The sequence below is a fragment of the Bartonella refiksaydamii genome, from assembly GCF_902652675.1.
Lineage (GTDB): Bacteria > Pseudomonadota > Alphaproteobacteria > Rhizobiales > Rhizobiaceae > Bartonella > Bartonella refiksaydamii.
In genome coordinates, this window is record NZ_LR736291.1 from 33,034 (window position 1) to 57,300 (window position 24,267).

The 24,267-nt window shown below is 38.0% G+C and carries 19 protein-coding genes; 7 read left to right on the forward strand and 12 right to left on the reverse strand.

Features of this window, described 5'->3' with window-relative positions; genetic code table 11:
* Nucleotides 1-171: 171 nt before the first annotated feature.
* The 3 genes from pgeF to lgt form a co-directional block, all read right to left on the reverse strand.
* On the reverse strand, nucleotides 172-954 hold the full coding sequence (gene pgeF, locus GQO39_RS01895; protein WP_156850712.1) for a peptidoglycan editing factor PgeF: 783 nt from the start codon (nucleotides 952-954) through the stop codon (nucleotides 172-174).
* Between the two features lie 94 nt (nucleotides 955-1,048).
* Complete coding sequence (locus GQO39_RS01900) at nucleotides 1,049-2,128, reverse strand: class I SAM-dependent methyltransferase (RefSeq protein ID WP_156850713.1); 1,080 nt, start codon at nucleotides 2,126-2,128, stop codon at nucleotides 1,049-1,051.
* Nucleotides 2,103-2,981, reverse strand: coding sequence for a prolipoprotein diacylglyceryl transferase (gene lgt / locus GQO39_RS01905; RefSeq protein WP_156850714.1), 879 nt, complete (start codon nucleotides 2,979-2,981; stop codon nucleotides 2,103-2,105). The genes GQO39_RS01900 and lgt overlap by 26 nt, the downstream gene beginning before the upstream one ends.
* Before the next feature lie 260 nt (nucleotides 2,982-3,241).
* On the opposite strand from lgt, the gene GQO39_RS01910 reads away from it, so the two are divergent.
* Together GQO39_RS01910 and GQO39_RS01915 are read left to right on the forward strand one after the other, a co-directional pair.
* Nucleotides 3,242-3,499: an accessory factor UbiK family protein gene (locus tag GQO39_RS01910; protein WP_007553472.1), complete on the forward strand. Its 258-nt coding sequence runs from the start codon at nucleotides 3,242-3,244 to the stop codon at nucleotides 3,497-3,499.
* A gap of 368 nt (nucleotides 3,500-3,867) precedes the next feature.
* Nucleotides 3,868-4,368, forward strand: coding sequence for a type III secretion system chaperone family protein (locus GQO39_RS01915; RefSeq protein WP_156850786.1), 501 nt, complete (start codon nucleotides 3,868-3,870; stop codon nucleotides 4,366-4,368).
* A 50-nt stretch (nucleotides 4,369-4,418) separates the two neighbouring features.
* Here the strand turns inward: GQO39_RS01915 and GQO39_RS01920 are convergent, their stop codons facing one another.
* Nucleotides 4,419-5,759, reverse strand: coding sequence for a sensor histidine kinase (locus GQO39_RS01920; protein WP_156850787.1), 1,341 nt, complete (start codon nucleotides 5,757-5,759; stop codon nucleotides 4,419-4,421).
* A 7-nt stretch (nucleotides 5,760-5,766) separates the two neighbouring features.
* Entirely contained in the window at nucleotides 5,767-6,471 is a 705-nt protein-coding gene (locus GQO39_RS01925; protein WP_156850715.1) for a response regulator, read from the reverse strand.
* A 145-nt stretch (nucleotides 6,472-6,616) separates the two neighbouring features.
* On the opposite strand from GQO39_RS01925, the gene GQO39_RS01930 reads away from it, so the two are divergent.
* On the forward strand, nucleotides 6,617-7,252 hold the full coding sequence (locus GQO39_RS01930) for an MBL fold metallo-hydrolase (RefSeq protein ID WP_156850716.1): 636 nt from the start codon (nucleotides 6,617-6,619) through the stop codon (nucleotides 7,250-7,252).
* A gap of 86 nt (nucleotides 7,253-7,338) precedes the next feature.
* Here the strand turns inward: GQO39_RS01930 and GQO39_RS01935 are convergent, their stop codons facing one another.
* From GQO39_RS01935 to GQO39_RS09395, 3 genes are all read right to left on the reverse strand, one after another.
* Nucleotides 7,339-8,016 (reverse strand): BA14K family protein, encoded by a 678-nt coding sequence (locus tag GQO39_RS01935; protein WP_156850717.1) that lies wholly within the window; start codon nucleotides 8,014-8,016, stop codon nucleotides 7,339-7,341.
* Nucleotides 8,017-8,770: 754 nt separating this feature from the next.
* Complete coding sequence (gene uvrB / locus GQO39_RS01940; protein WP_156850718.1) at nucleotides 8,771-11,098, reverse strand: excinuclease ABC subunit UvrB; 2,328 nt, start codon at nucleotides 11,096-11,098, stop codon at nucleotides 8,771-8,773.
* A gap of 276 nt (nucleotides 11,099-11,374) precedes the next feature.
* Nucleotides 11,375-11,695, reverse strand: coding sequence for an SH3 domain-containing protein (locus tag GQO39_RS09395; protein WP_156850719.1), 321 nt, complete (start codon nucleotides 11,693-11,695; stop codon nucleotides 11,375-11,377).
* Nucleotides 11,696-12,022: 327 nt separating this feature from the next.
* Here GQO39_RS09395 and greA point away from each other — a divergent pair, with 327 nt between their 5' ends.
* Entirely contained in the window at nucleotides 12,023-12,496 is a 474-nt protein-coding gene (gene greA, locus GQO39_RS01950; RefSeq protein ID WP_156850720.1) for a transcription elongation factor GreA, read from the forward strand.
* A 6-nt stretch (nucleotides 12,497-12,502) separates the two neighbouring features.
* The gene (locus tag GQO39_RS01955) at nucleotides 12,503-13,561 is read left to right on the forward strand and encodes a glycosyltransferase family 4 protein (RefSeq protein WP_156850721.1); all 1,059 of its coding nucleotides are present in this window, start codon (nucleotides 12,503-12,505) and stop codon (nucleotides 13,559-13,561) included.
* Nucleotides 13,562-14,231: 670 nt separating this feature from the next.
* Here GQO39_RS01955 and GQO39_RS01960 read toward each other — a convergent pair.
* Nucleotides 14,232-15,626: a TrkH family potassium uptake protein gene (locus GQO39_RS01960; protein WP_156850722.1), complete on the reverse strand. Its 1,395-nt coding sequence runs from the start codon at nucleotides 15,624-15,626 to the stop codon at nucleotides 14,232-14,234.
* Between the two features lie 307 nt (nucleotides 15,627-15,933).
* Between GQO39_RS01960 and trxB the strand changes: the two genes are divergently transcribed.
* On the forward strand, nucleotides 15,934-16,887 hold the full coding sequence (gene trxB, locus GQO39_RS01965) for a thioredoxin-disulfide reductase (protein WP_156850723.1): 954 nt from the start codon (nucleotides 15,934-15,936) through the stop codon (nucleotides 16,885-16,887).
* Between the two features lie 39 nt (nucleotides 16,888-16,926).
* The gene (locus GQO39_RS01970; protein ID WP_156850724.1) at nucleotides 16,927-17,832 is read left to right on the forward strand and encodes a LysR family transcriptional regulator; all 906 of its coding nucleotides are present in this window, start codon (nucleotides 16,927-16,929) and stop codon (nucleotides 17,830-17,832) included.
* Between the two features lie 802 nt (nucleotides 17,833-18,634).
* On the opposite strand, the gene GQO39_RS01975 is transcribed toward GQO39_RS01970, so the two are convergent.
* From GQO39_RS01975 to carB, 3 genes are all read right to left on the reverse strand, one after another.
* Nucleotides 18,635-19,837: a pyridoxal phosphate-dependent aminotransferase gene (locus tag GQO39_RS01975; protein WP_156850725.1), complete on the reverse strand. Its 1,203-nt coding sequence runs from the start codon at nucleotides 19,835-19,837 to the stop codon at nucleotides 18,635-18,637.
* A gap of 348 nt (nucleotides 19,838-20,185) precedes the next feature.
* Entirely contained in the window at nucleotides 20,186-20,395 is a 210-nt protein-coding gene (locus GQO39_RS01980; RefSeq protein ID WP_004855916.1) for a cold-shock protein, read from the reverse strand.
* A gap of 259 nt (nucleotides 20,396-20,654) precedes the next feature.
* Complete coding sequence (carB, locus tag GQO39_RS01985) at nucleotides 20,655-24,134, reverse strand: carbamoyl-phosphate synthase large subunit (RefSeq protein WP_156850726.1); 3,480 nt, start codon at nucleotides 24,132-24,134, stop codon at nucleotides 20,655-20,657.
* Nucleotides 24,135-24,267 lie beyond the last annotated feature (133 nt).

Consider the following 24,267-nt stretch of genomic DNA (forward strand, 5'->3'; position numbering starts at 1 on the left):
TCAATGCTATGCCTTATGTATGAAATGGACCAAAGAAAACTGTTGTTAAAAGAAAAAGAATTTGTCTTAACTTAATCATCACAACTAAATATTGAAAATAATAATAGCCGAAACATTTACATTTTGTGTGTGAATGGATTATTAAAAATAAACACAGTGTAAAAGGTCTTATTATTTCAACATAATAGCAGAAATTTGCCGTCCATAATCAGGTTTGTTGCGGTGTGTTGTACGGCGATAGGAGAAAAAGTTTTGTTCATCTTGGTAGGTGCAAAGCTCCACACAAGAAGCATAAACTCCTGCTTCTTTTAGTTGATTCATAATAAATGCCCATAGATCAAAGCGAAAGTGATTTACTTTATCTGTTTTTAAAAAATATTTTTGGAACTTATTCTGGCAATCAATAAATTGGTTGTAAAACTCGCTTGTTACTTCGTAATGGCAAGGGCCAATACAAGGTCCAAGGACTGCTGTTATTGATTGCCTTTTGGCCCCTTGTTTTTCCATAACAGAAATTGTCTTTTTTACAATTCCATTTAAGATTCCTCGCCAGCCAGCATGTGCTGCAGCGATGACACCTGCTTGAGGATCAGCAAATAGAACTGGTCCACAATCTGCTGTAAGAATACCGATTATGAGTTCTGGTGTGGTTGTAACCAGAGCATCAGCTTTAGGAGGTTCATCAATAAAAGCTTGATTAGCAACAACAATTTCACAAGAGTGTATTTGATTAACAGTGATTAAATTTTGCACCTCAACGCCAAAATAATCAGCGATTAAAATGCGATTTTGTGAAATATGTTTAGGATGATCATTGGAACCTTGTCCAACATTAAGGCTTTTATAAAGGCTTTTTGAAACACCGCCTTGACGTGTAAAAAAACCGTGCCTTATCCCATATGGATGTAAAGCAGAAAGATCTTTTGCAAGGATGGGATGAAGCACAGAATTCATAAAAGTTCCTTATGTGGATGGTTATTTTTAAAGTGAGAATGGTGTGTGAAAATTTGTCAATGTGTATTATTGCTTGGAGCATTATCGCTGGGAATCAAAATTTAGGAGGCAATGGTATGTTTTTATCACTCACATACAACACTTTAAATAATTTACCCATTTGATTTGGGCCAGCTAATCGGTTTATATCTTGGCGAATTTGGTTTTGCAATGTGGTGCTTTTGTTAGCTCCAAGCTGTGCTGCGCGTTCCAGAAGTCCCATTTTCAAAAGGAAATCTCCTTGTTCTAAAATCTCAGCAAAACAGCCTTGTTCAAGGGCTATTTTTTTTAAAAAGGAAAAATCAACATGTGATGTTAAATCATGTTCACCAGGTGCATCAAAAATATCACGGAATCTATGTTTTGAGACCGCTTGTAGTGTATCACCAAATGCAAGATCAGAAGCACCATAATCGATAAGCAAAGCAGAACCTCTCATTTGTACAAAATGGTTGCTGATTTGTTGCATTAATTGATTCCGTGAGGGTGCGTGTTCGAAAATTGTTCCATCAGGCATTTCAGAACAATAGGATTGTAAGCAGGAAGAAAGAAGTTTTCGCGGGTCAGCAATAAATATGAAGTCTCCATCTTGATTGATTGCAATGCGACGTTCTTTCCATTCTCCTTTGACTTTAATATACTGGTTGATGGGGAGTGCATCGAAGAACTCGTTGGCAATTAAGAAGAGAGGTTTTGAAGGGATTTGATCAAAACTTTCAATGCTACAGATTTGTTTTTTATAAGGTAAAAGACGCTTTTTTTGTTCTTTTGCAAGCTGTTTACTTATTTCAATAAGAAAAATTTCAGCAGCATTAAATGCCGTGGTGGATAATTTTTGAATGGTACGCAAAATATCATCCATCAAAGTTCCCCGTCCTGGACCTATTTCGGCGAGAATGAAAGGATGGGGGCAACCTTGAGCTTTCCAGTTTGCAAGAGTCCAAATGCCAATCATCTCTCCAAATAACTGGCTTATTTCAGGAGCTGTAATGAAATCACCAGCTCTTCCAAAGGGTGTTTGTGTTTGATAGTAGCCAAACTGCGGATCTGTGAGTGCTAATGTCATATATTGACTGACAGTGATTGGCCCATTAAGCGCAATAATTTCTTTAATCTTTTCTTTGAGAGTAACCATTTTTTGTAGATTTGTGTTTGAAGGCTCGAAAAAGGAGACAAAACCCCAAAAAAAGCATAGGAAGAGATAAAGCCATGCCATAGGTAAATCCCATAGAATGGAAGAGGGCAGAAAACCATTCTGGATCTTCTTGAGGTGCACGGTAAATCTCTGAAATACTGCGTGCTATTGCATAGCCTATAATAAATATTCCTGCTACGGTACCAGGGCGTTTTAATGCTTTGAAAGCAAAAATAAGAATGAATAAGATGATGAAGAGAATAAATCCTTCCATGAATGCTTCATAAAGTTGGCTTGGATGGCGCGGTAGATAGTGAGGATCTAGGGGAAAACAAACGCCCCAAGGGTATGAGGTGATATTGCCCCATAGTTCTTGGTTAATGAAGTTGCATATTCGTACAATACCAATACCAACAGGAGCACCTGCCGCAATTATATCAAACATTGCTTGTGTGTTGATATTGTTTTTATGGGCAAACCAGATCATTGCAATGATAATGCCAATGAGTCCACCATGAAAGGACATTCCTCCATCCCATACTGCGATAATGGCATTTGGATGGCTAAAATAATAAATAGGATCCCATACAAGCACTTGTCCTAAGCGGCCACCAACAACGACACTGATAGCAGACCAGACAACAAAATCTCCAATCGTTTGGTTATCCATGGGAGGATGATTTGCATGCCATAGGGTTTGTTTTTTTAATAGCTTTTGTGCATACCACCAAGCAAAAAGAATACCTAGCACGTACCCAAATCCGTACCAATGAAGAGCTACAGGGCCTAAATGAATAATGACAGGGTCGAGAAAAGATGGAAAAGAAATGGCTGGACAAGAAAGATTGTTCATTGGTTAAGCATTTTACATTATATGAAGTTACATGATGGTCAGAAATGACAGATGAACGTACAATGGTCAAGTCAGAAGGGTAATAAGTTTCCACTAGTTTATATGTGGTAAAAGAAGTGTAAAAAGATTTAAATATTTCAGAATAAAATCTGCACAGTAAGATAAAATCTATCGGGTAAAAGGAACAAATGCAGTATCTAAATGTTATGGAAATGCGTTATAGTGTGTGTGTCAATAATTAAAATGTAAGGAAAAACATTATGCATAATGGATCAAACCGTATTCTTGATGAATTGGCAAAATTAGCAACAGATGCTGCTGACGTTGTGCAAGGTGTACGACGTGAAGCTGGAACAGCTTTTCGTTTGCAGGCTGAAAAGATAGCTAACAAACTCGATCTTGTTTCACGTGAAGAATTTGAAACGCTTAAGGAGATGGTGTTGAAAGCACATGCCGACAATGCTGATTTGAAAAGGCGCTTTGATGATTTGGAAAAAACGCAGACACGAAAAAAGTAAAATAGTTTCTAAAAAAATATCCCCAATTTTTCGATGGAATGTATGAAATTAAAAAATGCTTAATCCTGAGTCTGTTAGAGCAGATTGATCGTTTGTTTTTGATTTGTTTTTTGTAAAAAAACACTTTTTTGAATCTGGGGGACTAGTACTATGGAATTGTATCAATACACTGAAAAAGCTTGATGATTCGTTTTATTGTTATCAGGCTGCCGCAGAAAGTATTAGTGGGTTCTGGGGTTTCGTGTACTGTCAATGTTTTTAATGTGTATTTGTTTGGTGTAAAGGCTTTGATTGTAGCAAAATGTTGTTACAACTTTTTAGGCTGGTTATGTTCTGTTGACAATATTTTAATATGATTGAGGATTATGATGAGGCTTGCATTCTGCACCACAGAAAGAGAAGAGCATCCTGTTGACTTTATCGAACAGATTGCTTGTAAATATGATTGGTCGTTTGAGCGGGACGTACAAGATGAAATTAGTGTTTGTGTGGAAGGAAAAAGGGCAAATTATAACCTTGCTTTTTCATGGATAGAAGAGCAGGAGGCTCTTCATTTAGCTTGTGCATTTGATCTTTCTATTGAAAATGCTTGCGTGGCAGAAATGCATCGCTTATTGTTAGCAATCAATGAAAAGTTGTTGATGGGGCATTTTGATTATTGGCAAGAGAATAATTTGGTTATTTATCGGCAAGGGCTTCTTCTGGCTGGTGGGGTGCATCCATCTCATATACAGGTTGAAACATTGTTAATAAATGCGCTTACAGTTTGTGAAAGCTATTATGTTGCATTTCAGATGGTCGCTTGGTGTGGGGAAAGCGCTTGCAAGGCGTTGCAATATACTTTGTTTGAAACTGTAGGCAATGCCTAAATTGTCAAGTTTGTTGAACATTTTTTTCTTATAGACGATTTTAAATATTTCTAGAGGGGAATATCAATGATAGCGCGCAAGCCCCCTAAAGGGCTATCATCTAATTGAATATTTCCTCCATGGCTCCGTGCTATATCTTGAGCAATAGAAAGTCCAAGTCCTGTTCCACTTGCATCTTGATTTCGTGCTTTATCAAGTCTAAAAAATGGTTTAAAGACTTCTGTGCGCATATTTTTATGAATACCGGGGCCATCATCGTCGATAGTTATGATAAAAGATTCTTGTTGGGATATGGCTGTTAGTTTGACAATATTGGCGTGACAAAATGCGTTTGATACAAGATTGCTGATGAGGCGTGTGAAGGCACGTGGGCGTACTTGTATTTGTGTAGGTCCTTCAATGCTATAAGAAAATTGACGTTTGTGAAGATGCGCATCGGTGGAGAATTTTTTCATAAGAGCATGTAAATCGAAGATTTTAACACATTCACTTCCTTCACCACGGGCAAAAGCAAGGTAATCTTCTAACATGTTTTGCATGTCGCTCACATCTTGCTCAAGCGGCTTAATGTCAAAGTCAGTATTTGCTAACGCTAGCTGAAGTTTAAAACGGGTGAGAATGGTTCTTAAATCATGGCTTACACTTGAAAGCATCATGGTGCGTTGTTCGATTTGGCGTTCAATACGTTCACGCATGCGTAAAAAAGCAAAGCCAGCACGACGGACTTCGTCAGCTCCTTGTGGTTGAAACCCTTTTGGCAAAGGACGACCGCGTCCAAAACTTTCTGCTGCTTCAGCCAATTGTTGAATTGGTTTGATCTGGTTGCGCAAGAAGTAAATCGCTATCAATAATAAAACAAGAGCTGTTCCGACCATCCAGCTTAGAAAAATAGAGGTATTGGAAGCATAGGCTTGGCTGCGCAGTGCAAAAACACGCAAGATGTTGTCACCAAGGTGAATACGAATTTCGACAAGATCAGAATCTCCTACAGTATCAATCCAGAAAGGACGATTAATTTGGCGGGTGATTTCTTCACTTAGAAAATAATCAAGAATTGCGAAAAATGGTTTCGGTCCTGGGGGCGGGAGAGGGGACGTGGGAAGGATAGAAATATTTAATCCCATACGTTGTTGTGCAATACGTTTGATATCTTCATAGTTATCTTGTTGCGGATATGTTTCAATGATATCGATAATGGCTGAAATATCGTGGACAACAGTGGTTGAAAGACGCTCAGTTACCATTTGCCAATGACGTTCCATAAAGACGTAAGCAATCACCGTTTGCAAGAGTACCATAGGGGCAATAATAATGATCAAAGAGCGTGCATAAAGCCGTTTAGGCATCTTCTTTGTTAACCACTGGACGATTTTTTTTGAGGATTCAATCATTGTGTATTTATTCAATTGAGAGTTTATAACCTATTCCTCGCACAGTTTGGAGCCATATTGGGAGAGCTGGATTTTTTTCGATTTTACGACGGAGACGATTGATCTGTACATCAATGGCGCGTTCACCGATATTGTTATCGTCCGTTGCAAATTTATGGCGTGGAATGATATCACCTGCATTTTCGGCAAAAAGAACCATCATTTTTTGTTCTGTATCTGTCAGTTTAATAATTTCTCCTCCTTTTTTTAGCTCGCGTCGTGCAATTGAAAAGATATATGGTCCAAAAACGATCTGTTCGATTTTGGGTTGCTTTAGTGAAAAACCACGTCGTAAAATAGCGTTAATGCGAAGTAAAAGTTCACGAGGATCAAACGGCTTAGCAAGATAGTCATCAGCGCCCGCTTCTAAACCATGAATACGGTGGACAGTTTCTGATAAAGCTGTAAGCATGAGGATAGGAACATCTTTTGTTTGTCGCAGTGAATAGGTAAGATCTATACCATTTTCGCCGGGCATCATGACATCAACTATAAGAAGGTCAAAATCTAAGCATGCGAGTTGTCGTTTTGCTTCATTGGCATTGGCTGAGACTGAAACGCGAAAACCATTTTTAATGAGGAATTGAAATAAAAGATTGCGAATACGGGTGTCGTCATCAATTACAAGAAGGTGAGGTGCATCGTCACACAAAACTTGAACATGATCGGTCATTTTTAAAAACCTTGACAAAAATTTAGTTTACACAAAACTCAAGTTTACATAAGTTGTATAAAGCTGTCGAGCAGGCTATTTTCTATAAAAGGGAAAGAAATGTGTCTTTTAAGTTTGGAAGAGTTTTGTTTTTGAAAAGGACATCATGAATAATTTTAGTGCACATATTATTCCAGTTACGCCTTTTCAACAAAATTGCACTTTGCTTTTTGATAACGAAAAAAAAGTAGGGGTATTGGTTGATCCTGGAGGTGATTGGCTTCGCGTCCAAGAAGTGATCCAGAAGAGGGGTGTTACCGTTGAAGCTATTTGGATAACACATGGTCATTTTGATCATGTAGGAGCGGCAATGCAAGCTAAAGAAGCCCTTGATGTTAAAATCATTGGTTCTCATCGTGCTGACAAGCCCCTGATGGATGCTGTAAGCGAAAGCGCAAAAAGTTATGGCATCACTGATGCGTGTATTTGTATCCCTGATCAATGGTTAGAAGATGGTGATAGCGTTCATTTTGCTGGGCATGAGTTTAGGGTTTTTCACACACCGGGACACTCTCCTGGTCATGTCATTTATTTCAATGAAAAAGAACGCTTCGCTTTATTGGGGGATGTCCTTTTTCGTGGCTCTATTGGACGTACGGATTTTCCATTCTGTTCTCATGAAGAATTGATGAAATCTCTTAAAGAAAAAGTTTTACCCTTAGGCGATGATGTTCATTTTATTTGCGGTCATGGTCCAAGAAGTCAAATAGGATATGAACGCCAAAATAATCCTTTTCTTTAGGGGGGGTAATATGTGAGCAAACAAAAAAACGCCCTAAAGCGTTTTTTTGTGCCGTTTAAGATTTCTCTAGCAAAATTATTAAAAAGTTAATTTACTGGAGCGTAACAAAAGTGTTCCGCACCATCATAGCCTCGGAATGTGCCCGTTTTAGGATTGAATGAACGATATTTTTTTTTGCAATATTTAAGCCAATCAGATATTTGCGATTGTTGAAGTGGCTGATATGTTGGCTGAACTTCATAGATTACCTGATTTTGTGGTGCTGTTTGGTAAACAATTGTTGGTTGTTTTGGCTGCTTTAAAACATTGCCAAGAATTGCACCTGCCGCAAGACCAAGAATACCTACGGCTAAAGCATCACCTGAGTTATTTGTATGAATATTACTGCGTTTCGTCGTTTTGCGCTCGACATATTTATATGTTTTGCGTTCAACATGATGATCATGATGATGATGATGATGATGATGATGATCCGTTCTTTTATGGTCGATATAATGATGGTGGTGGGGCTTATCAAAAGAAGAGTGATATTTACTATGAGAAGAATAGGAACTAAAATTGTGAGACGATAAACCAGCCTTGCTCCTCATTTCCCTCATCATATCATCTGTTTGTTTAATCTTATACCTTATCATATCATCTATTTCTTTTGAAATATGGTTACTATGATACCATGCCATATCCGCAAGCGTTGTATCTAACGGTATCAAAACGGTTACAGTTGACATTGCTGATAATACCGCTAACCTGATCACTCTTTTCATAATGATACTCCTTGTGTAAATTCGTATTTTTCACATCCTACGCGTTTCAAACTGAATAGGGCCTGAACAATTTCAGACTTTATTGTGACAAAACAAATAATAATCTATTTAGTTAAACCTATTCTTGATACAGTAAAATAAAATAGTGACAGAATTTTGATTTCAATTATTTTACTTAGCTTAAGTTTACTTGATAAGTTTGTATTGAGAGAAGCTATTTTTTTACTATTTGTTATAAATTATTTATTTAGTAATAATTTTTTGTATTACTTTATACAATATGAATTTAACAATATGTGTATGAATGAAAGCTATCGTTTTTGTTATAATAGGCTTATGGTGTTATGATAAAGTTTTATTTTACTTTATTTGTGTTATAGAACACTATCCTGTTTTGCTATTCTTTTGTAATGATAAATAATATTGAGTTATATATCATAGTATAATTGTATTAAGATAATATATTTCGATTATTTTTTTGATATGTCAGAGATGTTTTCTTTAAATTTGTCTGCGTTTTTTAGAATTTATAAGTTTTTTATAGTTTTATGGATTTTTATAAAGTGGTTTAGCGAGAAAAATTGCTTAAAAAGTCAATAATTTTAAGCATTTTTTGTAAACTGTTTTCTCTTATGGTGTTTTAGACTAATTGGAGTATCCTTAATGTTTGAGGTTATCTATTTTTAGGGCAATATTGGTTGCTTTTCATGTTTAGTCATTTTTTTAGAAGAGCAGAAGATTATTTTTGGTGGTTTTAATTTTTGGGATCCTTTGTTGGACGCGTATTTTTTCGTTTTATGGTCGTTTGGTTAGGGGTGTTTTTACGAGATTTTCCTTTTCGATTTTCCGGAAGACCAGTATCTATGGTTGGTCCCATATGATCAAGGTCTGGTTTGGAGAAAAGACTTGGTTGTAATACTTGGTCGTGGGGGGATTGTTCGCCATGATGTGTTAAGGGATTCTCCGTGATTTCTAGTTCTATCTCTTGTAATTGTTTGATTTCATCGCGAAGTCGTGCTGCTTCTTCAAAGTTAAGATCAGCAGATGCTTCATGCATTGATTTTTCAAGGTATTTAATATGGAGTGTTAAATTGTTGCCAACCATATTGTTTTGCCTGATAAAATCAGGAATATTTGTGGAAGTATGGTTGTTTTTGCCTCCTGAATTGAGAATATCATCGATATTTTTTTTGATACTGATTGGTGTGATATGGTGCTTTTCATTGTAGGCTATTTGTTTTTGTCGACGTCTTTGTGTCTCCTGTAAGGCGCGTTCTATGGAGCCTGTGATTGTATCTGCGTAAAGGATAACGTGGCCATCTACATTGCGCGCAGCGCGTCCGATTGTTTGTACGAGAGAAGTTTCAGAGCGCAAAAACCCCTCTTTATCGGCATCTAAAATAGCAACAAAACCGCATTCTGGAATATCTAAGCCTTCTCGAAGTAAGTTGATGCCGATGAGAACATCAAAGGTACCAAGCCGAAGATCACGTAGAATTTCAATACGCTCTAACGTATCAATATCAGAATGCATATAGCGTACGCGAATGCCTTGTTCATGGAGATATTCTGTCAAATCTTCGGCCATACACTTGGTTAAAACCGTTACTAAGGTACGGTAGCCTTTTTGAATTGTTTTACGAATTTCGTTCACAACATCATCGACTTGGCTGGATGCTGGGCGAATTTCTGTTGCTGGATCAATCAATCCTGTTGGGCGAATAATTTGTTCAGCAAAAATCCCGTGAGCTTGTTCTATTTCCCAGCGTCCAGGTGTTGCGGAGACAGCAATAGTTTGTGGGCGCATAGCATCCCATTCTTCAAAGCGTAAGGGACGATTATCCATACAGGAAGGGAGACGAAATCCATATTCTGCTAAGGTTGCTTTTCTTCGAAAGTCACCTCGGTACATGCCACCAATTTGGGGAATAGTTACATGGCTTTCATCGATAAAAACGAGAGCATTGTTTGGAATATATTCAAACAAGGTTGGAGGTGGTTCACCAGGTTTGCGCCCCGTTAAATAGCGTGAATAATTTTCGATTCCGGCGCATGAGCCGGTTGTTTCCAACATTTCCAAATCAAAAGTTGTACGCTGTTCTAAACGTTGTGCCTCTAAAAGACGTCCCGCGGCATTTAATTCGGCAAGGCGTTGCACCAATTCCATTTTGATGAATCTCATTGCCTGATTTAATGTTGGGCGTGGTGTGACGTAGTGTGAATTGGCATAAATTTTAATTGATTGAAGATCATCTGTTTTTTGTCCTGTGAGGGGATCAAATTCAGTAATTGTTTCTACTTCTTCGCCAAAAAGTGAAATACGCCAAGCACGATCTTCAAGGTGGGCAGGAAAAATTTCAATTATATCTCCTCGAACACGAAAGGAACCACGAATGAAGTTGATATTTTGTCGACGATAGTGTTGAGCAACTAAATCAGTGAGTAATTGTTGTTGATTAAGTTTGTCACCTTTTTTTATTTCAAACGTCATAGCAGTATAGGTTTCGACTGAACCAATTCCGTAGATACAAGATACAGATGCAACAATAATGACATCATCACGTTCAAGTACAGCACGTGTTGCAGCGTGGCGCATACGGTCGATTTGTTCATTAATAGAGGATTCCTTTTCAATATAAGTGTCAGAGCGCGCAACGTAGGCTTCTGGCTGATAATAGTCATAATAAGAAACAAAATATTCGACGGCATTGTGGGGGAAAAAGCTTTTAAATTCTCCGTAAAGCTGTGCTGCTAAAGTTTTATTTGGTGCTAGGATCAAAGCTGGGCGTTGTGTTTTTTCAATGATTTTGGCCATTGTATAGGTTTTTCCTGAGCCAGTAACACCCAAAAGTACTTGTGTACGCTCATCCTTTTCGATCCCCTCAACCAGAGTTTTGATTGCTTGAGGTTGATCTCCCGCAGGTTCAAAGGATGTTTCGAGTTGAAACGGAATGCCACCTTCAGATTTTTCAGGACGAGCAGGGCGGTGGGGTGTCCATAATACGCCATTCTTAAAAAGGGGATTGCCTGACGCAATCAGAGCAGAAAGAGCTTCTACTGTTGCTGTAACACCATTTTTCATTGTTGCATCCTCTTTTTGATATAAAAAAGTGTTTGTGGTTAAAAAAATACTAAATTTTACAATTTAATCGTGATAACGACAAAACGTTAATTAGCAGTTTTGTTGCGGTTTATCGAATATTTTATAGAATATTTGATAAATTTGGGATATTAGACTAATCCTATAAGAAGGTTTTTCGGTTTTTTAGAGTGAGACGATATTTGTAGTTGTTCATGTACATTGTCCCACCTGCGTCATGATATTGACAGGGCGCTTATTTGTAATATTTACCATTAGCTACCGTGGATAATGGCTGTATGTATTATGCTTAGTTTCTGAAAGTGTCGTGTATGTCTGATAAAGGTCATTTCCATCTTTAAATGAGAGGTAACGAGATGATACCCAACCTATTTGAGTGTTATATCTGATGTGGCACCAGTTCCTTTTACACGTTTGGACAAATACTAACTTTCCTGCAGGGATTAAACCACGAAGCATATATTGAATGCTTGGTCCCGTTCTAAGATTAAGGTTTTTTGTGGTAAAGGCATCTGCAGCTCCAGATCCCGTTGAGGTTAGAGAGAGCCAAAAACAAAAAAAAATTACGAGCTTTTTCATTTTTTGTAGAGGATTCCTTTAGAGTTTTTCTTTTCTTTTCATATGAGATCTCTTTCATTAAGTTATGATAAAACAGAAAAAAATACAATTATTTCCTCTTTAAGACTCTAATAGTCGGAGTGCAGTTTAGCGTTTTAAGCGCTAAAATAGTAGATAGCTTAAACACAATTGGTGAATACTTTATTCCTTTTTCTATTTTTATATGGAAAAGGGGGATACTGTACTATATAATAAGAGAGGATTATGGTTTTCGGATTCCAAAAGTGATTTTGGAAGCCGTTTTTTGTGTTTTTATTAAACCTTCCGTGTAATAGAAAGGGACGGGTTATGGAAAAAGTTCCGATGACTACAGCTGGTTTTGAAAGTCTTAAAGAAGAGTTACGTTGGCGCCAACAACAGGAACGTCCGCGAATTATTGAAGCAATTTCTGAGGCACGTGCACATGGTGATTTATCAGAAAATGCTGAATATCACGCTGCTAAAGAGGCACAAAGTCATAATGAGGGGCGTATAAATGAGCTTGAAGACTATATTGCGCGGGCGGAAGTTATTAATGTTGCACGCCTTTCAGGGGACAAAATTAAATTTGGAGCCACTATCAAGCTTTTGGATGAAGATACTGGGGAGAAAAAGGTTTATCAGATCGTTGGTGATCAAGAGGCTGATGTCAAAACTGGTAAAATCTCTATTTCTTCCCCTATTGCGCGTGCACTCATTGGCAAGCAAGAAGGTGATGTGATTGAGGTGAATGCACCAGGTGGTTCGCATAATTACGAAATTATTAAGGTTCAGTACATCTAAATTGTTATGCATGTATCTTTGGAAGAAACAGAGATTATCGTTCCTCACTTTAAAAAGCGCTTATCAGGAGTGACCTCTACAGTTATCCAGCTCATTCCATTGCAGCGACAACAGGGGGTGCGTATCTCCACTTTTGGATTTGGGTTACCGCGAGATTTACCGTTTCTTTCCTTCAGCGATCTTTTTGGACTTTGGAAAAGTCCGAGGGAAAAGCCGTTTCGTATTTGGCATGCACGGCGCAATATTGAGATGCTTTGCGGAATATTTTTGCGGGATGTTTTGCGAATGAAGCTTAAACTCATCTTTACTTCGGCATCTCGACGCCACCATAAGCCTTTTACCAAATGGTTGCTTCGTCGTATGGATAAGGTTATTGCTACTAGTGTATGTACAGCAACTTATCTGGAAGTACCTTGTCAGGTTATTATGCATGGAGTAGATGTTAGGCGTTTTTCACCTCCCCAAATTCCTGATGATTACTTTTCAGCAACTGGATTGCTAGGGAAATATGCAGTAGGGTGTTTTGGGCGCGTGCGTTATTTGAAGGGCACTGATCTGTTTGTGGATGCAATGATAACATTATTGCCTCACTATCCTGAGTGGACAGCGCTTATCGCTGGTCGGACTACAGAACAGCATTATAGTTTTGAAAAAAAATTGCGACGGAAGATTGCTGAGTCTGGTTTGAGCGATCGCATTATTTTTCTTGGTGAGAGGCTTGATATACCTCTGTGGTATCGTCGTCTGTCACTTTATGTGACTCCTTCTCGTTTGGAAGGTTTTGGTTTGACACCATTGGAGGCAATGGCATCACAGACAGCTGTAGTGACGAGTGATGTGGGAATTTTTAAAGAATTGGTAGTAGAGGGAACAGGAACGGTTGTGAAAGCTGGAGATGGAGCGGCTTTAACAGCAGCGATTGAACCTTATTTTACTGATTTAGAAAAAACAATGGCAGTAGGGAAAAAAGCTTTAGCCCACGTTCGTGCCCACTTTCCTTTGGAAAAGGAGGCAGCTGAAATTGGGGGCATTTACGAGGCAATGTTTGCGGAAAAAACATTTTAAATATCTCAGAAATCTTCTTGAGAAGAGGAGAGAATGTGCCATTTTTAAAAGTCTCTACAAGTAAATATTTCAAGCGAATAGCTAAATAATGCAAATGTTATTTCGCAGAATTTGGCATGTTTTTCAGGTGATGTAACGATAAGCTAGCAAAGTTTTTGATCGAAGAGCTAAAATTTTATACTTTTAGAGTGATGTAAATACAGGAAAGGGATAATTTTTTCTTACTTGAGGAATGCTTTTTGAGAATATATTGCGGTGTTCTTTTTATAAATGCTGGATTGTTAAAGATGTTTGTATTGCTTCAGGAGTGGAAATAATTGTGTATTCTGCAATAATAAAATTATAACAGGCGTGTTATACTAGAAAAAAAATTTTATTAAAATCACTCAATGTTTTTTCTTAATGAGAAACTATTGATAAGATATATTGAGATGTTATATGAAGTTTTCTCCTCTTTGTTGAGGAGATGCATAAAGAAAGAATGTTATAAGATCTTGCTGATGTAAAAGCTCTTGAGTAACATTGGAGAGTTCTTGGTATGTCGCGTCTATTTTTAACAGTTAATGCGCAAAAAAAAGAAGTGAAGGTTTCTATTTTGAGAACCGATTTTGTGTAATATACGTTGTTTATCTTGTGAATTTCTTATTATTACGAGATTAAATACTATGCATTAAAATTGCTCACGCCAAAAAGCGGGGATAAAAAGCACGAATATGGTTATAATTTCAAGACGCCCAGCGAGCATGAGAAAACTCAAAATCCATAGAGCATTATCATTAATTGTGGAGAAATTTCCAGCAGGACCAATAATATCTCCAAAACCTGGGCCAATATTTGAAAGAGCCGTTAAGACGCCCGTAAAGGCAGAAGTAAAGTCAAGACCGGTTGTAAGCAAAAGTGCAGTGCCGATAAGAAGACAAAACATATAAAGGCATACAAAAAATAAAACTGCTTTGGCAACATCGCTCGAGATGTTTGAATGATCATAGCGCGCTTTTACAACGACATTAGGAGAAAAAAGTTTTTCTATATTTGTTTGCGTAATACGCCAAAGGATAATCAAGCGATTGATTTTCATTCCACCAGAGGTAGAACCAGCACACCCACCTGTAAAAGAAACAATAAAAAAAATCCCAAGCGCAAACGGTCCCCAAAGTTGATAATCTTCAGCACTATAGCCAGTAGTGCTAATGATAGATGAAAGGTGAAAAATGACATCAAGAAAAATTAAGTAGAAAGCCCGATGATCATGAAATCGCAGCCATGCCGCTAAAGCAAAGCTGAAGAGGAAAACAATATGGAAAAAAACAACCACTTGTGGATCGATGAAGCGTTTGGAACGGCCAGGAAGCAATAATTTAACATAAAGTACGAAAGGTAGCGCGGAGAGCAACATGAAGATTGTTGAAATAATCAAGATGGCTGGTTTATCAGAGAAATAGCCAAAAGAGGCATCGTGCGTTGAAAATCCAGCTGTTGCTACCGTACTCATTGCATGGTTTATGGCATCAAATAAGCTCATCCCCGAAGCAAAATAGGAAAGCATACAAGTAAGTGTTAATCCAACATAGGCTATGATAATTCCATTGGCAATTTGGTTGATACGGGGCAATATTTTTTCAGATTTATCGGATGATTCCATATGAAACAGTCGCACTCCACCAACTCGTAGTGAAGGCAAAAGCAATAATGCTAAACCGATAAAGCCAATGCCTCCAATCCAGCATATTATAGAACGCCATAACAAAATACTTCGCGATAAATTGTCAAGACCAGTGAGTACTGTAGAGCCTGTGGTGGTGATTCCAGAAACGGATTCAAAGATTGCTTCTGCTAGAGAAATTGAGAGAGGAGAAAGATAAAGAGGTAAGGCACCCACGATGCTTCCTGTTAGCCAAAGGCAGACAGTGAGCATAAAACCAAGCCGTGCTGAAAAACGGCAGGTAGCACCTTTTGTTGCTAAAAGAATCAGTGTTGCTAATATCGTAGTTATGGCGCAAGAGTAAAGAAAGGTTATCCAATTATGATTGTTGTCGTGCAAATCTATGAAGATTGGTAGAAGCATTGCTCCTCCCATGATTAACGCAAAGCGTGCACAGACATTGATAATAAATTGAAAAATGACCGTTCCCTATCTTTGAATCTTTTTTTGTGATGGTTTTGTACTCATAAGAATTTACGTTTTTTTCTTTATAGGGTAAAAACTGATTCCCACATTAAGTAGGATCTAATGAATTGACAACTAAACCTTTTCACTAAATTTAGAAAGAAATACGTATACACCATAATTGAGGCTGTTGAAAAATGTTTTTAATGCAGCATTTCATTATAATTTATAGAATAATTAAATAAGAAAAAGTGAAGGGGATTTTATGGCACAATCGCATATCCGGTTGCTTATTATTGGCTCGGGTCCAGCTGGTTATACAGCGGCGATCTATGCGGCAAGAGCAATGCTTAAGCCAGTTTTGGTTACTGGCTTACAGCAGGGCGGACAGTTGACGATTACAACTGATGTTGAAAATTATCCAGGTTTTGCTGAACCAATTCAAGGACCATGGTTGATGGAACAAATGGCAAAACAAGCTGAAAATATGGGTACAAAAATTGTCTATGATAGTATTACAAAGGCTGATTTATTAAAGTACCCTTTTATTTTATATGGAGATTCAGGAACGCAATATTGTTGTGATGCACTGATTATTGCAACAGGAGCACAAGCGCGTTGGCTTGGTTTGGAAAGTGAGAAGACCTTTATGGGTGGTGGCGTTTCTGCTTGCGCTACATGTGATGGCTTTTTTTATCGTGATAAGGATGTCATTGTTGTGGGCGGTGGAAATACAGCCGTTGAAGAAGCTCTTTATTTATCGCATTTGGCAAAGAGTGTAAGTGTGGTTCATCGTCGGGATTATTTTCGGGCAGAAAAAATTTTGCAAGATAGATTGCTTGCTTGCGATAATGTACGTGTTTTTTGGGATCATGTGGTAGAAGAAATTGTTGGTTTGCCAGCTCAAGATTCAAGGGGAGCTGTTGTAACGGGTGCACAACTTAAAAACGTTAAAACTGGACAAGGAATTAAGGTGAATGCAGAGGGAATATTTATTGCCATTGGTCATGACCCCGCTGTTTCTTTGTTTGAAGGGCAACTGAAACAAAAACGAGGCGGTTATTTATGGACAGCGCCAGATTCAACAGCAACAAGCATTGCTGGTGTTTTTGCTGCTGGTGATGTAACAGACGAAACATTTCGCCAAGCTGTAACAGCAGCAGGAAGGGGATGTATGGCAGCGTTGGAGGTAGAACGTTTTTTAGATATGCAAACATGAAGATTTGTTGAAAAAGTAAAAAAAATTAGAGGTAAAAGTGTGATGTCACCGTTGGATTGGGATAAATTAAGAGTTTTTCATGCTGTTGCAGAAGCGGGGTCTTTTACACATGCGGCACAAAAGCTTCATTTATCCCAATCAGCAATTTCACGACAGGTTTCAGCTTTAGAGAACGATGTTGGGGTGTCCTTGTTTCAGCGTCATGCTCGTGGGCTAATCTTAACAGAGCAGGGTGAAATTCTTTATCGGACAACGCATGATGTTTTGATGAAACTTGAGAGTGCACGCTTGCAATTAAGTGAAAGCTGTGAAAAGCCCGCAGGGAATTTACGTGTTACATCGACCTTCGGAATGGGAGCAGGGTGGCTTGTGGAGCGTATGCCAGAATTCCTTAGTCTTTATCCGGATATACGGGTTCAGCTCTTGTTTGATGATAAAGAACTCGATTTAACGATGCGTCATGCAGATTGTGCTGTTCGTTTACAGCAGCCTCAACAGCCTGATCTTATACAAAGAAAATTATTTACAATTCATATGCACGTTTACGCTTCGAAAAATTATATTGTAAATTATGGAAAACCAAAAACATTGTCTGAGCTGGATGAACACCGTATTATTTCATTCGGAGAACCTGTTCCACTTTATTTGTCTGGTTTAAATTGGTTGGAAAAGGCTGGTAGAAGTGATGGTTCTTTGCGTCTTTCAGTATTACGAATCAATAATATTATTTCAATCAAGAAGGCGATTATGTGTGATCTTGGTATCGCTGTGCTTCCGGATTATATTGTGAATCATGATGAGCGACTCGTGCGTCTTTTTCCTGATATGGTTGATATTCCTTCCTTTGACACTTTTTTTTGTTACCCTTACGCTTTAAAAAATTTAGTAAAATTGAAAGCTTTTCGGGATTATATTTTTTTAAAAGCGCGTCAGTGGTCTTTTTAATGATGTGGTATTTTAAGCTATGTATTTATTGCATAGCAGATACGCTTAAGTTTTTATTGTGCTTTTTCTTATAAAATGACATAGAGTGCTATCTCTTGATTGTGTTATCTTTCATTGCATTTTCTTGAGTGTTCCCTTACGAGAATCTTTCAGATTGGTTTTATCTCTGGGGGTTCTCTAAATTTGCCGAACGTTTGTTCGGCTTTTTTTTAGTTTTTGGGAGAGCCTCTAAAAATGTACATTTCTTAGGAGATGATAAAAAAAGGCTTTCAAAAATTTTTATGGGTGTCCAATATTTTTTAAGTACATCGAAGTGTGATGAGGAGCTTTGAGGAATATTGGGATTATAATAACCATTGTGGAATAGAAAGAGTTTGATTGAGAGGCCTAGGATTTATAAGTATCAAATTTTTAGCGGATACAAATTTAATTTAAGAAGTATAAGTTGCATGAGTATGTAAAAGCGTTTTTGGTGATAGTTATTTAATATGGATAAAAATTTGAAAAAAATTATTTTTTGATCGTAGAGTTATAAAAAGCCAGTGGCATGTGTCAATATGAAGGAAAGAAGATAAAGATGTGCTTTATAAGTATATTATTTTTAAAATTATTCGTGTCCTCACTCTTGTGAATAGAATGTTTTATTTTTTGCTTTGTTCTAAAAAAATATCTCCGTGTAGTTTTATCGATACACACTTTCTGAAAAATCCGTTCACTTAAACTATAACCAAATGACTGAAAATCTTTCAGATCAGCTGTTTGGCAATGAAAAAAGCTGTAAAAACAGACGCGTCTAAAGTCTTTAAAGCAAATTATTACAAAAGCGCTGGATACGTAAGCAAGCTTCTTCAAGCAATTTTTCTGATGTTGCATAAGAAATACGGAAAGCTGGTCCCAGTCCAAAAGCAGATCCATGAACGACAGCAATTGATTCTGCTTCCAGAAGCGCTATGACAAAGTCTTCATCATTCGTAATAATTTGGCCATTAAGGGTTTTCTTTCCAATGAGTTTTGCACAGGAAGGATAAACATAAAAGGCACCTTCTGGCGTTGGACAGTGAATACCAAGAGCTTGGTTTAACATGGAAACTACGAGATCACGGCGTGCTTGAAAAACACTTTTATTTTTGGCGATAAAATCTTGAGGACCATTTAGTGCTTCGACAGCTGCCCATTGTGAGATAGCACTTGTACCAGATGTTTGTTGACCTTGAATGGTATCCATAGCTTTAATTAATTTTCGCGGGCCTCCCGCATAACCAATTCGCCACCCTGTCATGGCATAGGCCTTAGAAACACCGTTCATTGTTAGTGTACGGTCATAAAGCTCTGGTTCTACCTGAGCTGGAGTGACAAAAGTAAAACTCCCATATGTGAGATGTTCATAAATATCGTCGGAGAGAATATGAACATGAGGATATTTCATTAAAACATCAGTTAGCTTTTTTAATTCATCATGCGTATAAGCGGCTCCTGATGGATTCGAAGGAGAGTTAAAAATGAACCATTTGGTTTTTGGGGTAATGGCAGCTTCTAGCTCTTGCGGTTGAAGTTTATAAGAAAACTTGGCTTTGGTTTCTACAAAGACAGGTGCACCACCGTTGAGAGTAACCATTTCCGGATAACTGACCCAGTAAGGGGAAGGAATGATGACTTCATCTCCTTTATTCAAAGTTGCCATCAATGCATTAAAAATGATTTGCTTACCACCGGTACCAACAATAATTTGTTCTGGTGGATAAGTGAGATGATTTTCTCTTTGAAATTTTGCAGCAATTGCTTGTCGTAATTCTGGAATACCAGATATAGGCGTATATTTTGTTTCCCCACGTCGAATAGCTTCAATGGCAGCATTTTTGATATTGTCTGGTGTATCAAAATCTGATTCTCCAGCGCTTAAAGCAATAACATCACGGCCCAACGCTTTCAAAGTACGCGCCTTTTGGGAAACAGCAATCGTTGCAGAAGGTTTAATATGTGAAAGCTTGTTGGCAATAAAAGCCATAATTTCAGTCCTTTACGATATAAACAAATAGTTGTCGCTCTTTTTTAAGAGCATTTTATAAGAGATTATCATTTTATAAGAGATTATATTGTGTGCAATAAAAAACTGTCGGAAAACGCCTAGAAAATTTTGTTTAAAATACGGAATTTGTATCGTTGTTTTTTGAAGTTTTTACAAGGAAGCCGTTTAGGATACTTATGAAATAAGAGGAGGGACAGAAGTATTTTTATAATTGTACAAAATAGATATTCAGTGTTTTGTTTTATAAGGATAAATTATGCTTTATAAAAAACAAAAATCCTCATCTTTACAGGTGAGGATTTTTAAATAGCATGTAGAATTTAAATATCAAAGTGCGGTAAGGTTACCAGCGGCAAATTTTCCAGAACGACGATCTTGAAGAACGTCATAGGAAATTTTCTGCCCTTCATTAAGATTATTGAGACCAGAACGCTCAACAGCAGAAATATGTACAAACACATCTGCACTTCCATCACTAGGTTGAATGAATCCGAAACCTTTTGTTGTGTTAAACCACTTAACTGTTCCTGTAGACATAGGAAACTCCTTAGAATATATAATTACATTGTGTACTGAAGCTAAAAGCATCCAATACGGTTTTAGATCGAAATTAGGTGGGAGAAGTTTCGCCGAAAGTGCAGATTGCACAGGAAAGAAAGTCACATAACCGAAAGTTCGATGGGACCCGTATAAAGGTTTTTGAGATAAAAGGCAAGCTTTAATCAATATTTTTATATAAAGATAAAGAGTGGTAGAAAATATAAAGGGTGATATGTTTTTCTGCATATAAAAATTTTTAAGAGAAATAACTTTGCAGTGAATGCACTTCAAGGCTACTTTTTTTGAGTGCTTTGATGGCTTCCACTACGGATTCGGCTCCAGCTATTGTTGTATAATAGGGGACTTTTTGCATGAGTGCTGCATGGCGTAATGACTTTGAGTCTGAGATAGCACTGGCAGTACTTGTTGTATTAAAAATCAATTGAATTTGTCGATTACGAATGGCATCTTCAATATGAGGGTGTCCCTCTAGAACTTTGTTGATTTTTTTCGCTTCAACATTATGTTCAGCAAGAAATTTTTGTGTTCCACTTGTTGCTAAAACAGAAAAGCCAAGTTTATTTAAAAGTTTTACGGGATTTAAGATACGTTTTTTGTCTTCATCTCTTACGGAAACAAACAAAGTTCCTTCTTTTGGAAGCTCAACACCAGCTCCAAGTTGGGCTTTAGCAAAAGCAAGAGCAAATTTGTAATCAAGTCCCATAACTTCACCGGTTGAACGCATTTCTGGACCAAGAAGTGTATCGGCACCTGAAAAACGAGCAAAAGGAAAAACTGCTTCTTTGACAGCGATGTGTTGTTTCTGTTGTGGTAATCCACCGTAAACTTGAAACGTTTTGTGAAGAGTTTCTCCTGCCATAATACGTGCGGCCATTTTTGCAATGGGACGACCAATCGTCTTTGCAACAAATGGGACAGTACGCGAAGCACGGGGATTAACCTCTAAGACATAAATTGTTTTATCTTTAATGGCATATTGTACATTCATTAAGCCACGAACGTGAAGTGCTTGTGCTAATGCTTTCGTTTGACGCTCTAATTCAGCTACTATTTTATGTGAGAGAGTGTGCACTGGTAAAGAACATGCTGAATCACCAGAGTGAATACCGGCTTCTTCAATATGTTCCATAATGCCAACAACGCATGTTTCTTCTCCATCACATAGACAATCAACATCAACTTCAATTGCTTCTGTTAAATAGGTATCAAATAAAAGTGGATTTTTACCAAGCAATGTATTGATCTGTGCCGTTTGGTCGTTGGGATAGCGGGATTTAATATCTTCTGGAATCAGTTCAGGTACACTTTCAAGCAAATAATTTTGTAAGTTGCGCTCATCGCGGATAATTTGCATAGCACGTCCTCCTAAAACATAAGAAGGACGCACAATCAATGGAAAGCCTAATTCATGGGCGATGAGGCGTGCTTGTTCGATTGAATGGGCAATACCGTTTTTAGGCTGCGTTAGGTTAAGTTTGAACAACAATTTTTGAAAACGGTCTCTGTCTTCTGCCAAATCAATGGAATCAGGTGAAGTGCCTAAGATAGGGATATTATGTTTTTCTAGTGCACTTGCTAATTTCAATGGCGTTTGTCCACCAAATTGGACAATGACTCCAACCAATTCGCCTTTTTTCTGTTCTGTTTCTAAAACAGCGAGTACATCTTCTGTTGTTAAAGATTCAAAATAAAGGCGATCAGAGGTATCGTAGTCTGTTGAGACGGTTTCAGGATTACAGTTAATCATAATAGCTTCGAAACCTGCATCACGTAGCGCAAAAGCAGCGTGGCAGCAACAATAGTCAAATTCAATGCCTTGTCCGATGCGGTTTGGTCCCCCGCCTAAAATAGCAATTTTTTTGCGGTCAGAAACTTGTGCTTCTGAGTGTTCTACACCTGCAAAGGGAACTTCATAGGTTGAATACATATATGCGGTAGGTGAAGAAAATTCAGCAGCGCAAGTGTCAATCCGTTTGAAAACGTGCTTAACATTAAGTGCTTTACGCAAAGCAGCTATATTATCGGGTTCTTGCCCTGTAAGGGTAGCTAAACGTGCATCCGAAAAACCCATAGCTTTTAACATGCGTAGATTGTCTGTATCTTGGGGTAAGCCATGAATGCGGATGCGTTGTTCCATTTCAATAATCGAGGCTATTTGTTCTAGAAACCATGGATCAATTTTGCTGATTTGGTGAATTTCATTTAAGGGCAAGCCCGTACGCATTGCTTGGGCAATGTAGCGCAGACGATCAGGACTTGGTATTGCAATGGCGGAGCGTATGGAACTCTTTTCATCACCTTCAGCATGTTTTGGGATTATAATTTCATCAAGACCGGTAAGACCTGTTTCAAGCCCACGGAGCGCTTTTTGCAGTGACTCTTGAAAAGTACGACCTATGGCCATTACTTCTCCTACAGATTTCATTGCAGTTGTTAAGACAGGTGATGAGCCGGGAAATTTTTCGAAGGCAAAACGAGGAATTTTGGTAACAATATAGTCAATAGAAGGCTCAAATGATGCTGGTGTTGCACCACCCGTGATATCATTTTTTAATTCATCAAGTGTGTAGCCAACTGCCAGTTTAGCTGCTACTTTGGCAATTGGAAAACCTGTTGCTTTTGAGGCAAGCGCTGAAGAGCGAGAAACACGCGGGTTCATTTCAATGACGATGAGGCGGCCATTTTCAGGGTTAACAGCAAACTGTACATTTGAGCCACCGGTTTCAACACCAATTTCGCGCAATACGGCAATTGAAGCATTGCGCATACATTGATATTCTTTATCCGTTAAAGTGAGGGCAGGGGCTACTGTGATTGAATCACCGGTATGAATCCCCATAGGGTCAATATTTTCAATGGAACAAACAATAATACAGTTGTCGTTCTTATCACGAACAACTTCCATTTCATATTCTTTCCATCCCAAAACACTTTCTTCAATTAAAACTTCTGTTGTAGGTGAAGCCTCAAGTCCGCGTTCAATAATTTCATAAAACTCAGAACGGTTGTAAGCGATTCCTCCACCGGTACCACCAAGGGTAAATGAAGGACGGATAATAGCTGGAAGACCAATAACATCAAGAGCTTGAACCGCTTTTGCCGTCGCATGAGCGATATAGTGTTGTTTGCGGTCGGCTTCTGTGTGTCGCCAATCGCGTTCAAGCTCTTCTAGTGCTTGGTCAAGAGTATCACCAGAAAATCTCGATTTAAGTTCATCGCGCGTTTTTGCGTGCTGTTGACGATTTTCTTCTTTGAGTTCCGTCGCATTGGCTAACATAGAACGTGGTGTTTCCAAACCAATTTTTGCCATCGCCTTGCGAAACAAGGCACGATCTTCCGCTTTATCAATGGCATCCGCATTTGCACCTATCATTTCAACATGGTAGCGGTCTAAAATTCCCATACGCTTTAATGATAAAGCGGTATTGAGTGCTGTTTGACCTCCCATAGTTGGTAAAAGGGCGTCGGGTCGTTCAAGAGCAATAATTTGTGCAACTATTTCAGGAGTAATGGGTTCAATATAAGTCGCATCAGCTAAATCTGGATCTGTCATAATGGTAGCGGGATTGGAATTCACTAAGATAATTCGATAACCTTCTTCTTTTAGTGCTTTGCAAGCTTGTGTACCTGAATAGTCAAATTCACATGCCTGACCAATAACAATGGGTCCTGCTCCAATGATAAGAATAGATTTTATATCTGTGCGTTTTGGCATGGTTTTTCCCTATGACAAATATCCGTACGCGATTGCGGCAGACAAAATTAAATTTTGAGGTTAAAATAATTTTATAGGTTAAGTGACAAAGAAAGTAAGCACTAAAATGCCTTTTCCCTGTTTTTTTTCATAG

What these genes read in the sequence shown, in the direction of transcription:
- GQO39_RS01920 (WP_156850787.1), bottom strand. Translation starts at nt 5,759, where the DNA reads ATGATTGAATCCTCAAAAAAAATCGTCCAGTGGTTAACAAAGAAGATG.
- GQO39_RS01960 (WP_156850722.1), bottom strand. Translation starts at nt 15,626, where the DNA reads ATGCTTCTACCAATCTTCATAGATTTGCACGACAACAATCATAATTGG.
- GQO39_RS01915 (WP_156850786.1), top strand. Translation starts at nt 3,868, where the DNA reads ATGAGGCTTGCATTCTGCACCACAGAAAGAGAAGAGCATCCTGTTGAC.
- lgt (WP_156850714.1), bottom strand. Translation starts at nt 2,981, where the DNA reads ATGAACAATCTTTCTTGTCCAGCCATTTCTTTTCCATCTTTTCTCGAC.
- GQO39_RS01955 (WP_156850721.1), top strand. Translation starts at nt 12,503, where the DNA reads ATGCATGTATCTTTGGAAGAAACAGAGATTATCGTTCCTCACTTTAAA.
- GQO39_RS01935 (WP_156850717.1), bottom strand. Translation starts at nt 8,016, where the DNA reads ATGAAAAGAGTGATCAGGTTAGCGGTATTATCAGCAATGTCAACTGTA.
- greA (WP_156850720.1), top strand. Translation starts at nt 12,023, where the DNA reads ATGGAAAAAGTTCCGATGACTACAGCTGGTTTTGAAAGTCTTAAAGAA.
- pgeF (WP_156850712.1), bottom strand. Translation starts at nt 954, where the DNA reads ATGAATTCTGTGCTTCATCCCATCCTTGCAAAAGATCTTTCTGCTTTA.
- GQO39_RS09395 (WP_156850719.1), bottom strand. Translation starts at nt 11,695, where the DNA reads ATGAAAAAGCTCGTAATTTTTTTTTGTTTTTGGCTCTCTCTAACCTCA.
- GQO39_RS01910 (WP_007553472.1), top strand. Translation starts at nt 3,242, where the DNA reads ATGCATAATGGATCAAACCGTATTCTTGATGAATTGGCAAAATTAGCA.
- GQO39_RS01930 (WP_156850716.1), top strand. Translation starts at nt 6,617, where the DNA reads ATGAATAATTTTAGTGCACATATTATTCCAGTTACGCCTTTTCAACAA.
- uvrB (WP_156850718.1), bottom strand. Translation starts at nt 11,098, where the DNA reads ATGAAAAATGGTGTTACAGCAACAGTAGAAGCTCTTTCTGCTCTGATT.
- carB (WP_156850726.1), bottom strand. Translation starts at nt 24,134, where the DNA reads ATGCCAAAACGCACAGATATAAAATCTATTCTTATCATTGGAGCAGGA.
- GQO39_RS01980 (WP_004855916.1), bottom strand. Translation starts at nt 20,395, where the DNA reads ATGTCTACAGGAACAGTTAAGTGGTTTAACACAACAAAAGGTTTCGGA.
- trxB (WP_156850723.1), top strand. Translation starts at nt 15,934, where the DNA reads ATGGCACAATCGCATATCCGGTTGCTTATTATTGGCTCGGGTCCAGCT.
- GQO39_RS01900 (WP_156850713.1), bottom strand. Translation starts at nt 2,128, where the DNA reads ATGGTTACTCTCAAAGAAAAGATTAAAGAAATTATTGCGCTTAATGGG.
- GQO39_RS01925 (WP_156850715.1), bottom strand. Translation starts at nt 6,471, where the DNA reads ATGACCGATCATGTTCAAGTTTTGTGTGACGATGCACCTCACCTTCTT.
- GQO39_RS01975 (WP_156850725.1), bottom strand. Translation starts at nt 19,837, where the DNA reads ATGGCTTTTATTGCCAACAAGCTTTCACATATTAAACCTTCTGCAACG.